Annotated in this window: 11 protein-coding genes and 1 tRNA gene; 8 read left to right on the forward strand and 4 right to left on the reverse strand. The window is 38.8% G+C overall.

Features of this window, described 5'->3' with window-relative positions; all coding sequences use genetic code 11:
- Window positions 1-144: 144 nt before the first annotated feature.
- Together thrC and J5F42_RS01090 are read left to right on the forward strand one after the other, a co-directional pair.
- Entirely contained in the window at window positions 145-1,599 is a 1,455-nt protein-coding gene (gene thrC / locus J5F42_RS01085; protein ID WP_283491407.1) for a threonine synthase, read from the forward strand.
- 104 nt (window positions 1,600-1,703) lie between these two features.
- A complete protein-coding gene (locus J5F42_RS01090; RefSeq protein ID WP_000725087.1) occupies window positions 1,704-2,417 on the forward strand; it encodes a hypothetical protein in 714 nt (237 codons plus the stop codon).
- Window positions 2,418-2,576: 159 nt separating this feature from the next.
- On the opposite strand, the gene J5F42_RS01095 is transcribed toward J5F42_RS01090, so the two are convergent.
- Window positions 2,577-3,521, reverse strand: coding sequence for a D-2-hydroxyacid dehydrogenase (locus tag J5F42_RS01095; RefSeq protein WP_283491408.1), 945 nt, complete (start codon window positions 3,519-3,521; stop codon window positions 2,577-2,579).
- 72 nt (window positions 3,522-3,593) lie between these two features.
- Here J5F42_RS01095 and J5F42_RS01100 point away from each other — a divergent pair, with 72 nt between their 5' ends.
- Together J5F42_RS01100 and J5F42_RS01105 are read left to right on the forward strand one after the other, a co-directional pair.
- Window positions 3,594-4,124 carry a hypothetical protein gene (locus J5F42_RS01100; RefSeq protein WP_001125781.1) on the forward strand — a complete coding sequence of 177 codons (531 nt, stop codon included), beginning with the start codon at window positions 3,594-3,596 and terminating at the stop codon, window positions 4,122-4,124.
- Window positions 4,125-4,217: 93 nt separating this feature from the next.
- Window positions 4,218-5,117, forward strand: a complete 900-nt coding sequence (locus tag J5F42_RS01105) for an alpha-1,2-fucosyltransferase (RefSeq protein ID WP_346772046.1) — start codon at window positions 4,218-4,220, stop codon at window positions 5,115-5,117.
- Between the two features lie 18 nt (window positions 5,118-5,135).
- On the opposite strand, the gene J5F42_RS01110 is transcribed toward J5F42_RS01105, so the two are convergent.
- From J5F42_RS01110 to J5F42_RS01120, 3 genes are all read right to left on the reverse strand, one after another.
- Window positions 5,136-5,969 (reverse strand): DNA-methyltransferase, encoded by an 834-nt coding sequence (locus J5F42_RS01110; RefSeq protein WP_283491409.1) that lies wholly within the window; start codon window positions 5,967-5,969, stop codon window positions 5,136-5,138.
- Window positions 5,963-6,796 carry a type II restriction endonuclease gene (locus tag J5F42_RS01115; protein ID WP_283491410.1) on the reverse strand — a complete coding sequence of 278 codons (834 nt, stop codon included), beginning with the start codon at window positions 6,794-6,796 and terminating at the stop codon, window positions 5,963-5,965. The genes J5F42_RS01110 and J5F42_RS01115 overlap by 7 nt, the downstream gene beginning before the upstream one ends.
- Window positions 6,797-7,002: 206 nt before the next feature.
- A tRNA-Ser gene (locus J5F42_RS01120) sits at window positions 7,003-7,094 on the reverse strand.
- A 129-nt stretch (window positions 7,095-7,223) separates the two neighbouring features.
- Here J5F42_RS01120 and fabD point away from each other — a divergent pair.
- The 4 genes from fabD to J5F42_RS01140 all read left to right on the forward strand — a co-directional run bounded on the left by fabD (window position 7,224) and on the right by J5F42_RS01140 (window position 12,447).
- Window positions 7,224-8,153, forward strand: a complete 930-nt coding sequence (fabD, locus tag J5F42_RS01125; protein ID WP_120834288.1) for an ACP S-malonyltransferase — start codon at window positions 7,224-7,226, stop codon at window positions 8,151-8,153.
- A gap of 10 nt (window positions 8,154-8,163) precedes the next feature.
- Complete coding sequence (locus J5F42_RS01130) at window positions 8,164-8,859, forward strand: 5'-methylthioadenosine/adenosylhomocysteine nucleosidase (protein ID WP_283491411.1); 696 nt, start codon at window positions 8,164-8,166, stop codon at window positions 8,857-8,859.
- 167 nt (window positions 8,860-9,026) lie between these two features.
- Window positions 9,027-11,054, forward strand: coding sequence for an RNA polymerase sigma factor RpoD (rpoD, locus tag J5F42_RS01135; protein ID WP_198973083.1), 2,028 nt, complete (start codon window positions 9,027-9,029; stop codon window positions 11,052-11,054).
- Between the two features lie 19 nt (window positions 11,055-11,073).
- Complete coding sequence (locus J5F42_RS01140) at window positions 11,074-12,447, forward strand: SH3 domain-containing C40 family peptidase (protein ID WP_097699678.1); 1,374 nt, start codon at window positions 11,074-11,076, stop codon at window positions 12,445-12,447.
- Window positions 12,448-12,472: the final 25 nt, after the last annotated feature.

Here is a 12,472-nt window from a genome sequence, read left to right on the forward strand (position 1 = left end):
ATAGTATTATAAGCATAAATCCAAAATTAAACTGAATAAAAAAAAGCGATCAACCATTCTCATTAAAAAATTGTTTTAAGGTTGCATTCGCTCTTTTAGGGTATGCTACGACTTGAAATTATCCAAATATAAAAAGGAATCATTATGCCTTTTGTCCCCACGCGCTCTTTGAAAGAAAAAAAGATTGATTTTATTGAAGCAATATTAAACCCCAACGCCCCCAAAGGCGGGCTTTACACTTTAGAAAATTTTGAAACGCTAGAATGGCAAGATTGTTTGAATCTGAGCTATAACGAGCTAGTAGAATGCGTGTTTGAGCGGTTGGGTTTAGAGATTCCTAAGGGTTTATTGACAGACGCTTTAAAACGCTATGAAAATTTTGATAACCCTAAAAATCCAGCCCCTATTTTTGCACTCAATGAAAGGCTTTTTGTCCAAGAGCTCTACCATGGGCCTAGTTTGGCGTTTAAAGACATGGCGTTACAGCCTTTAGCGAGCTTGTTTTCTAATCTAGCGGTAGGGAAAAACGAAAAGTATTTAATGCTCGTTTCCACAAGTGGGGATACCGGCCCTGCGACTTTAGAAAGTTTGGCGGGCATGCCTAATGTTTTTGTGGTGTGTTTATACCCCAAAGATGGCACGAGTTTGGTCCAAAAACTCCAAATGGTTACCCAAAGCGCTAGCAATTTAAAGGTCTTTGGGATCAGTGGGGATTTTGATGATGCGCAAAATGCGCTCAAAAACCTTTTAAAAGACGATGATTTTAACGACGCTTTAAAAGCGCACCAATTAAAATTAAGCGTGGCTAATTCCGTGAATTTTGGGCGCATCGCTTTTCAAATCGTCTATCATATTTGGGGTTTTTTGGAATTGTATAAAAAAGGCGCGATCAATTCTAAAGAAAAAATCACCCTAGCCATACCCAGCGGTAATTTTGGGAACGCTTTAGGGGCGTTTTATGCCAAAAAAATGGGCTTGAATATCGCTAAAATCAAGGTCGTAACCAACAGCAATGATGTTTTAAGGGAGTTTATAGAGACAGGGCGTTACGATTTAACCCACCGCTCTTTAAAGCAAACTTTCTCGCCGGCTATGGATATTTTAAAAAGCTCTAATGTGGAAAGGGCGCTTTTTAGCCTTTTTGGGTTTGAACGCACGCTAGAATTGATGCAAGCTTTAGAAGAAGAGAAATTTTATGCCTTAAAGCCTAAAGAATTAGCCCTTTTACAGGAGCATTTTTCTTGCGCGAGTTGCTCAGATGAAGCCTGTTTGAAAACCATCCAAGAAGTTTATGCAGAGCACCAATACCTGATTGACCCCCACACCGCCACCGCTTTAAACGCTAGCTTGAAAACTAATGAAAAAACCCTTGTTTCTGCCACCGCCTCTTATGAAAAATTCCCTAGCACCACCCTTTTAGCCCTAAACGAGCAAAAAAAAGACGATAAAACCGCCCTAGAAGCGCTAAAAAACAACTACAATACCCCGGATAGCCAACGCCTTGATGACTTGTTTGAAAGAGGAATCAAACACCAAGAAGTTTTAAAACTCAATGAGATCAAATCTTCTATTCTTTTGTGGTTAGAAAGCCTACATTAAATCTTTTTTAAGCCCTTATTCCTGATAAAATCTTAATTTTAAGTCAAACTACACTATAATAAGGAAATTCTAAACGAAAATTAAACTGAATGAAAGGAGTTTGAATGAAAAAAATCGTTTTAGTAGCGATAGCCTTACTGATAAGTGGTTGCGCGAGCTATAAGATCACGCCTGAACATGTTACTTCCTATAATAATGGGATTCAAGTGATGACCTCCACGCAAGCCAAGTCTAAAGTCCAGCTAGAAATCGCTCAAAGCAAATTGAAAGGTTTGAATGAATCCCCCTTAGTGCTGTATGTAGCGGCGCAAGTTATAGAGGGAAATCCTGTGGTGTTTAGCCGTAAAGCCATTTCGGTGTCTATCAACCAAACGAATTTACCGGTCTTAAGCTTGAGACAGGTGATGAAATCCAGTTTTGATTTTGAGGGCATTTTACAAAGCTTTAATATCAGCGTGCCGACCGCCCCTATTGATAATATCAATATGATCACCCCGCCTATGTTTTATTACGGGCAAGGGAGTTTTTTAGCTTATAACGGCATGATGTATGGGGGAATGGGCATGTATGGGCCGGGCTTTGGCATGATGATGATGGATGATGTAGAAGAGCAAGAAGTCATGCAAGAAAGCCGCCAAGCTTTAAAAATCCTAGCGATCAATTATCTTAAAAACAACACCCTTAATGTTGAAGGTAAGGCTAGAGGAGGGTTTGTGGTAGTGGATACCAAAAACCTTAAAACCCCGGGCGTGGTGGTGGTTAAAGTCTTTTTAGAAGATGAAATCCACACCTTTAAAATTGATATTTCTAAGATGTGATCGTCTCCTTTAATAAAAGCCTTTGGGCCAATCCACCTAAAGGTTTTTTCTTAATTGGGTTAAAAACGATTGAACCTTACCCCTTTTTTTAGATTTTATTTGATGGTAAAAAGGGGAGAAAAGCCCAACAATTAAACCCCCCCCCCTTTTTTTTTGCGTTTATTTTTGAGAAGCTAAAAAATCTTGGATATTTTCTTTGGTTCTTTCCACCAAGGTTTTCAAGCTGTCGCTATACGCCCATGCGATATGGGGGGTTAAAAGCAATTTGTTTTGGATCTTTGGGTTCAAAAACGCATGATCTTTTTCAAAAGGCTCTTTCACAAACACATCGCTCGCGTAATACAAATCTTTGGTTTCTAAAGTTAAAGCCAAATCCTTTTCATTCACAATGCCCCCACGCCCCACATTGATTAAAATCGCCCCTTCTTTTAGGCTTTGCAATTCTTTCAGAGCGATTAAATCGCGCGTGCTTTCATTTAGGGGGGCATGAATGCTGATAATATCGCTTGTTGTGAGCAGATCTTTTAAGCTCAAGCGCTCATACTCTTCTTTTTTATCTTTAGGGGAATAATACACCACCTTTGCCCCGAAAGCTTGAGCGAGTTTGGCGACTCTTTTACCGATTGTGCCTAAACCAATAACCCCCCATTGACTCCCTTTAATAAGCCCCATTTTCATATCGCTAATGTGCGTAAAAATATCGCTTTGGCTATATTCCCCGCTTTTGCAATAACGATCGTAATCATTGATCCTCCCCAACAAAGACAACGCGCACGCTAAAGTGTGCTGGGCTACAGATTCTGTAGAATAAGCGCTCACATTTTTGACTTCTATGCCTAAAGCTTTCGCGCTTTTTATATCCACATTATCCGTGCCTGTAGCGGTGATGCAAATGAGTTTGAGTTTGGGCAATTGGCTTAAAATCTCTTGGGTGATAACGACTTTATTCAGCACTACAATCTCAGCGTCTTTGCAACGTTCAACGATTTGACTGGGCGAAGTAACCTCATAAAAATCAAAATCCGCTACTTCTTTTAAAACTTCTAGTGCTTTTAACCCCACGCTTTTAGCGTCTAATACCACGCCTTTTTTGAATGTTTTCATCTCTATACTCCTAGATTTAATTTTAAAGTTATATAATTAAACCACAAAATCCTTTTTTAAAAGAAACTAAACATGCCAAAACCCAAGAAAAACACCCTCCCCTGTAGCCTTTCTATCAAAATGTCTTATTTCATGCGCCTTCTCATTAAATGGCGCACCCGTTCTTTAAGCCATAAAATGATGACTCTAGTTCAAATTTTAAGTATTTTAGCCTTAGCGAGCAAGGCCAGTGAAGATTTAGAAGAGCAACTCAAAAAAATCAAAGACTACATTTATAGAACCCTAAACGCTAAAATCGCATCGGATGTGTATAACCGAGTGCTTATTTTAGTGAATGAATATTGCGCTAATGAAGAATTGTTTGATAAAGAGAGCGTTAAAATTTCAGATTTACTCATTCAAGACATTCAGCTTTACGCTTTAGTCGATGAAATGCTTAAAGAAGATAAATACCAGGTCCAGCACACCATTTTAAAGGGCATCATCAAGCGCAAATACGATGAAGCCTACTCGCTCAATAGCGAAGACAGGATTCTTTTAGAATACCAAGAACGCTTGCTAGAACCCTCATACGCGTCTTTTTCAAATAAAAAATTCAAATGATTTGAAAGCGTTACCCCACTTTTTAGGTTTTTATTGAAAAAGGGCTTTAAAATGAGCTAAAATGAGCGTTTCATTTGAAAATAAAGGGATTGAATGGCTTTTAAGGTGGTGCAAATTTGTGGGGGGCTTGGGAATCAAATGTTCCAATACGCTTTCGCTAAAAGTTTGCAAAAACACCTTAATACGCCCGTGCTATTGGATATTACTTCTTTTGATGGGAGTGATAGGAAAATGCAATTAGAGCTTTTCCCTATTGATTTGCCCTATGCGAGTGAAAAAGAAATCGCTATAGCTAAAATGCAACACCTCCCCAAGCTAGTAAGAGAGGCGCTCAAACGCATGGGGTTTGATAGGGTGAGCCAAGAAATCGTTTTTGAATACGAGCCTAAATTACTAAAGCCAAGCCGCTTGACTTATTTTTATGGCTATTTTCAAGATCCACGATATTTTGATGCTATATCCTCTTTAATCAAGCAAACCTTCACCCTACCCCCCCCCCCCGAAAATGGAAATAATAAAAAAAAAGAGGAAGAATACCACCGCAAGCTTGCTTTGATTTTAGCCGCTAAAAACAGCGTGTTTGTGCATATAAGAAGAGGGGATTATGTGGGGATTGGCTGTCAGCTTGGTATTGACTATCAAAAAAAGGCACTTGAGTATATGGCAAAGCGCGTGCCAAACATGGAGCTTTTTGTGTTTTGCGAAGACTTAACATTCACGCAAAATCTTGATCTTGGCTACCCTTTTATGGACATGACCACTAGGGATAAAGAAGAAGAGGCGTATTGGGATATGCTGCTCATGCAATCTTGCAAGCATGGCATTATCGCTAATAGCACTTATAGTTGGTGGGCGGCCTATTTGATAGAAAATCCAGAAAAAATCATTATTGGCCCCAAACACTGGCTTTTTGGGCATGAAAATATCCTTTGTAAGGAATGGGTGAAAATAGAATCCCATTTTGAGGTGAAATCCCAAAAGTATAACGCTTAAAGTGGCTTTAAAAAAGGCTTATTGGAAATTCAAATCTTTGATTTTAGATCGGATTTCTTTATAGCGAGCGTCTAATTCTATTTTTCTGTTCATGGATATTTTGATAAATTCGCTTTCTTTTTCTATGCCGATAAATTCCCTTTTCAAAAGATTGGCCGCAATGCCTGTGGTGGAGCTCCCGCTAAAAGGATCGCCAATGAGGGAATCTTCATCGCTCGCCATTAAAAGCAAGCGCACCAACAAAGTGAGGGGTTTTTGAGTGGGGTGCTTGCCATTTGCTTTTTCCCAAGGAGCGATCGCTGGGAAATTCCACACATCACGCATTTGTTTATTATTATTGATCTTTTTTAAAACCTCATAGTTAAAAACATGCTTGTGTTTGCGGCTTTTCCTCGCCCAAATGATTTGCTCAGCCGAATGCGTCAAATAACGGCAGCTAAAATTGGGCGGGGGGTTGGTTTTTTGCCAAGTGATGAGGTTTAAAATCTTAAAATCCAATTTTTGTAAAATACGCCCCAAAGAAAAGATATTGTGGTAAGTCCCGCTGATTAAAAGGCTTCCTGTGTTTTTTAAAGCCTTTTTGGCGTTGTTTATCCACTGGTGATTAAATTCATCAATACCATTAATCCCATCTTCTTTATCCCAATCGCCTTTATTGACGCTCACGATTTTACCGCTTTGTATGCTTAAGCCGTCATTAGAAAGGAAATAAGGCGGATCGGCAAAAATCAAATCAAAAGCATTTTCAAATTGGGGCAACACCTCATTACAATCCCCTTGATAAAGGGTGAAAAGCTGGTCTTGGCTTTTAAAAATGGGGCGTGCGATTTCATTAGAATGCGCGATTACCATTTTTGCGCCTTTGATATAAAATCATTTACATTGCTCAAATTGTAGATTTCTACAGATTTGTAAGCTTCTTGGAGTTTGCTTTTAGCGTCCAGCCAACCTATGCCATCGGTTATCCAAATAAATTCGTAATTGGGGAATGCTTCAAATTTTAAAGCTAAGTCTTGATAGGATCTTGCGACCTCATTAAGCTTACTCCCACTAATAGTATAAAAATTAGCTTCTATAAAGTAAGTTTTATCTTTACCACAAACAACAAAATCAAATTTTTTAGTATCATTTCCAAAAGCCTGGCGTAAATCCTCAAATTCTCTAATATCTACTTGTTCTTTAAAATTTAATTGAGCTTGGGCAAAAAGACCGCTAATATGATTTTCCATAGCCTTTCCGCTACGATTTTTTCTCGCATTGCTATCAAGCCCCACTTCTATACCAAAAACAAAATCATTTAAATCTTTAATATCTCTGTTGCAAAAAATTTGCTCCAACCCCGTTTGACGAATAAACTCATAAACTTTTTCATCATTTTCAAAATAAGAATATAGGGGGTAAAAAATGCCATTAGCATCAAGCACTATATCATCTTTATCCCTCACAGCAATGAGAATATTTAAAACATTAAAAGCTTTTGGGTATTCTTTAAAAAGTGTTTTAATGCAATTTTTAAGCTCTTTTGTATCTTTCCCCAATAAAAAATTCAAGTGGTTTAAAGCGATACTTGTTTCATTTTTATTTTTGAGACACTTTTGCCAATCGGTGAAAAAATCTAAAGTCCTATTGCTTGTCTTAAGGCTTTTTAAAAAAGTATCAAAGGGCAGATGGTTTTTCATTTTTACTCCGTTTTAATGTCTTTCTTTAATTATATATTTTTTGCACTTTACAACCCTTATAGGGTTTAGGCTGGGTGTCTCTCTTCACCCAACCTAAATTTTGTATTTGTAAAATCTGTAAAAGGAGTGTCGTAAAAGGAATGCTTAGAAACTATATGTCTCTCGTTAATACATTCTAAACAAAAAGTTTTTAAAGGCAAAAAGGCTGGCGGACAGGGAGGGATTCGAACCCTCGGTAACCTTGACGGCTACGCATCCTTAGCAGGGATGTGGTTTCAGCCAACTCACCCACCTGTCCTTCAAAAAGTAGAATTATAGTAAAAATAAGTTAAAATAAACCTTAAACTTTAATGGTTTCTAAACAAAACTAAGGGCTTTTATATTACAATCTCAAATTATGGATTAATAAAACTTAAAGGATAACACCATGCAATACGCGCTATTATTTCCAGGGCAAGGCTCGCAATGTATAGGAATGGGAAAATCGTTCTATGAAAGCCACGCCCTAGCTAAAGAATTGTTTGAAAGGGCTTCTAACGCGCTTAAAGTGGATATGAAAAAAACGCTTTTTGAAGAAAATGAGCTTTTAAAAGAGAGCGCTTACACCCAGCCTGCCATTTATTTAGTGAGCTATATCGCTTATCAGTTACTCAACAAGCAAGCAAATGGGGGGTTAAAACCCGTTTTCGCTTTAGGGCATTCGCTCGGCGAAGTGAGTGCGGTGTCTTTGAGCGGGGCGTTAGATTTTGAAAAAGCCCTTAAACTCACGCACCAAAGAGGCAAAATGATGCAAGAAGCGTGCACGAATAAAGACGCTTCTATGATGGTCGTTTTGGGCGTTTCTGAAGAGAGCCTTTTAAGCTTGTGTCAAAGAACCAAAAATGTGTGGTGCGCGAATTTCAATGGCGGCATGCAAGTGGTTTTAGCCGGGATTAAAGACGATTTGAAAGCCCTAGAGCCGACTTTAAAGGAAATGGGGGCTAAAAGAGTGGTTTTTTTAGAAATGAGCGTGGCGAGCCATTGCCCTTTTTTAGAGCCTATGATTTTTAAATTCCAGGAATTGCTAGAAAAAAGCCTAAAAGATAAATTCCATTTTGAAATCATCTCCAATGCGACTAACGAAGCGTATCATAACAAAGCCAAAGCCGTTGAATTATTGAGCTTGCAACTCACTCAGCCGGTGCGTTATCAAGACTGCGTGAAATCTAACAACGACCGAGTGGATGTTTTTTTTGAATTAGGCTGTGGGAGTGTGTTAAAGGGGCTTAACAAGCGCTTAAGCAACAAGCCTACCATAAGCGTGGGGGACAATAAAGGGCTTGATGAAGCCATTGAGTTTTTAGAAGAATACGTGTGATTGGGAGAAAATGGTGCAAAAAATTGGCATTTTAGGGGCGATGAGAGAAGAAATAACCCCTATTTTAGAATTGTTTGGCGTGGGTTTTGAAGAGATCCCTTTAGGGGGGAATGTTTTCCATAAAGGCGTTTATAATGATAAAGAAATCATTGTCGCTTATAGCAAGATTGGCAAGGTGCATTCCACCTTAACCACAACGAGCATGATTTTAGCGTTTGGCGTTCAAAAGATGCTTTTTAGCGGGGTGGCTGGAAGTTTAGTTAAAGATTTAAAAATCAATGATTTGTTAGTGGCTACTCAATTAGTCCAGCATGACGTGGATTTGAGCGCGTTTAACCACCCTTTAGGGTTCATCCCAGAAAGCGCGATTTTTATTGAAACGAGCGAAAGTTTAAACGCTTTGGCTAAAAAAGTCGCTAATGAGCAGCATATCGCGCTCAAAGAAGGCGTCATCGCATCAGGCGATCAGTTTGTCCATAGCAAAGAAAGGAAAGAATTTTTAGTTAGCGAATTTAAGGCGAGCGCGGTGGAAATGGAGGGGGCGAGCGTGGCGTTTGTGTGCCAAAAATTTGGCGTGCCATGCTGTGTGCTAAGGAGCATTAGCGATAACGCTGATGAGGAAGCTAACATGAGCTTTGATGCGTTTTTAGAAAAAAGCGCTCAAACTTCAGCGAAATTCTTAAAAAGCATGGTAGATAAGCTTTAGGGCTTGTTTTTACCAAACGCAAACAATTAAAACCCTATTTTTTAAAAAATGGGGGTTTTAAATTTTATTTTAAACTCATTTTATAATTAGAATTTAAGCTATTTTTTAGTAAAATAACAAAGGATTAGGTGTATCTTATCTTATGGATCTAGCTTTTGATTGAAAGCATGGGTTCTTATTTTATGGAGTCTCCAATGAAAAAGAAAGCTAACGAAGAAAAAGCCCCCAAAAGAGCTAAACAGGAAGCCAAAACAGAAGTCGCACAAGAAAATAAAGCCAAAGAAAACAATAAAACCAAAGAGAGCAAAATTAAAGAAGCTAAAGCGAAAGAACCTGTTCCTGTTAAAAAGCTTAGTTTTAATGAGGCGTTAGAAGAATTGTTCGCCAATTCCTTAAGCGATTGCGTTTCTTATGAGTCTATCATTCAAATCAGCACGAAAGTCCCCACTCTAGCCCAAGTCAAAAAAATCAAAGAATTGTGCCAAAAATACCAAAAGAAATTGGTCAGCTCTTCAGAATACGCTAAAAAACTCAATGCGATTGACAAGATTAAAAAAACCGAAGAAAAGCAAAAAGTTTTAGATGAAGAATTAGAAGATGGCTATGACTTTTTGAAAGAAAAGGATTTTTTAGAGTGGAGCAGGAGCGATAGCCCGGTGCGCATGTATTTGCGTGAAATGGGGGATATAAAACTTTTAAGCAAAGATGAAGAGATTGAATTGAGCAAGCAAATCCGCTTGGGTGAAGACATTATCTTAGACGCGATTTGCTCGGTGCCGTATTTGATTGATTTTATCTATGCGTATAAAGACGCTTTAATCAATCGTGAAAGAAGGGTTAAAGAGCTTTTCAGGAGCTTTGATGATGACGATGAAAATAGCGTGAGCGATTCTAAAAAAGATGATGACAGCGAAGAAGATGAAGAAAACGAAGAAAGGAAAAAAGTCGTTTCTGAAAAAGACAAGAAGCGTGTAGAAAAGGTTCAAGAAAGCTTTAAAGCCCTAGACAAGGCTAAAAAAGAATGGCTTAAAGCCCTTGAAGCCCCCATAGATGAAAAAGAAGACGAATTGGTGCGTTTATTGACTCTAGCCTACAAACGCCAAACGCTCAAAGACAGACTCTATGATTTAGAGCCTACTAGCAAACTGATTAATGAATTAGTCAAAACGATGGAGACCACTTTAAAAAGCGGCGATGGGTTTGAAAAAGAGTTGAAACGCTTGGAATACAAACTGCCCTTATTCAATGACACTCTCATCGCCAACCATAAAAAAATCCTTGCTAATATCACCAACATGACTAAAGAAGACATTATCGCTCAAGTGCCAGAAGCGACTATGGTGAGCGTGTATATGGATCTTAAAAAGCTTTTTTTGACTAAAGAAGCGAGCGAAGAAGGCTTTGATCTAGCCCCTAACAAGCTAAAAGAAATTTTAGAGCAAATCAAAAGAGGGAAATTGATTTCCGATCGCGCTAAAAACAAAATGGCTAAATCCAATTTAAGGTTGGTAGTGAGCATCGCTAAACGATTCACGAGCAGAGGCTTACCTTTCTTGGATTTGATTCAAGAGGGCAATATCGGCTTGATGAAAGCAGTGGATAAGTTTGAGCATGAAAAGGGCTTCAAGTTTTCTACCTATGCGACCTGGTGGATCAAGCAAGCCATCAGCAGAGCCATAGCCGATCAAGCCCGCACTATCCGCATCCCCATTCACATGATTGACACGATTAATCGCATCAATAAAGTCATGCGCAAACACATTCAAGAAACCGGCAAAGAGCCTGATTTAGAAGTGGTGGCTGAAGAAGTGGGGCTTTCGTTAGATAAAGTGAAGAATGTGATTAAGGTGACTAAAGAGCCTATCAGTTTGGAAACCCCAGTCGGCAATGATGATGACGGCAAATTTGGGGATTTCGTGGAAGATAAAAATATCGTTAGTTCCATTGATCACATCATGCGCGAAGATTTAAAAGCGCAAATTGAAAGCGTTTTGGATCAGTTGAACGAGCGAGAAAAAGCGGTGATCCGCATGCGTTTTGGGCTTTTAGACGATGAAAGCGATCGAACTTTAGAAGAAATCGGTAAGGAGTTGAATGTTACTAGAGAAAGGGTGCGCCAGATTGAAAGCTCTGCGATTAAAAAATTAAGAAGCCCGCAATACGGGCGCATTTTAAGAAACTATTTGCGCATTTGACATTAAGGTTCTCTAAAGCATGCGTTATTTTCTTGTAGTTTTCTTGTTTTTGTTTGTGGGTTGCATGAAAAAGGATTTCACGCTCAAAGATTTATCCTTGCCCCAAGAGGCTTCAAGCTATCTTGCAAACTCTCAAAATGGCAGTCATAATAACCAAAGCATTGACCCCCAAGCGTTAAGAGAAAATCTAAAAGAGAACTATCTCAAAGCGTGGTATTCCCCATGGCTAGATGCGAAAATCAAAAGCAATAAAAAAGAAGTGTTTTGGATCCTTAAGGAAATGAATAAATCCACCGGTTATGGCGAAGATCTAAAACCCAACGCAAAAGCTTTCAATGATGAGCTTATTAAAAGCATGGATATTGAGCATTACCCGAGCGCTAAGATTAAGGCTGTTGTGGTGCGAGATAGCGATGTGAGGGCTGTGCCTACTAACAAACCTTATTATCTTTCTCCAAAAGGCTACCCTTTTGACAGGTATCAAAATTCGCTGATTTTTCAAGGCACACCGGTTTTAGTCACGCATTTTAATCTAGATAAAACTTACGCCCACATTCAGAGCAGTTTTGTTTATGGCTGGATTAAAGTTAGCGATTTAGCCTACATGCGCGATAAAGACATAGAGCTTTTAACCAAGCTTAAAAACTATGTTATGCCTATAAAAGATAAAATCCCCCTTTATACAGACTATGGGGATTTTTACACCAACGCCAGAGTGGGCGAATTGTTCACTCTCATCCCCCAAAGTCAAAAAACACCTCAAAACCCCCAAAAAAAGGAATTGAAAGCCTATGGTTTTTTGAGAGACGCTAAGGGTTATGCAGATTTACAAAGCGTGATCTTAGATGAAAAGGATTTTTTTGTTTTCCCTAAGGCTTTTAACAGCGAGAACATGGCGTATTTTATAGACACCATGCTAGGGCAAAAATACGGCTGGGGGGGGCTATTAGGTAACAGGGATTGCTCGGCTTTCACTAGGGATAGTTTTGCTAATTTTGGTATTTTGCTCCCCAGAAATTCCTACGCGCAAAGCCGTTATGCGAACAATTATGTGGATTTAAGCTCTATGAAAGCCAAAGAAAAAGAAGACTACATCCTTAAAAACGCCACGCCTTTTGGAACGCTCATCTATTTAAAAGGGCATATCATGCTCTATTTAGGCGCATACAACCATCAAGCGATAGTCGCTCACAGCATTTGGTCGGTGCAAACCCAAAAGCATTTTAAAACCTTGAGCCATAAAATAGGAGGCGTGGTGATCACTTCATTATGGTTAGCCGAAGAACATAATGGGGCGTTTTCTAAAAAGAAATTATTGATTGACAGGGTGCTTGGAATGAGCGATTTGAAAGATTTTGTCAATAAAACTTCAAGCCCTTTGAATGCGAATTGATTTTCTTATACTATGATTACGATTT

The organism is Helicobacter pylori (assembly GCF_030062585.1).
Lineage (GTDB): Bacteria > Campylobacterota > Campylobacteria > Campylobacterales > Helicobacteraceae > Helicobacter > Helicobacter pylori_CN.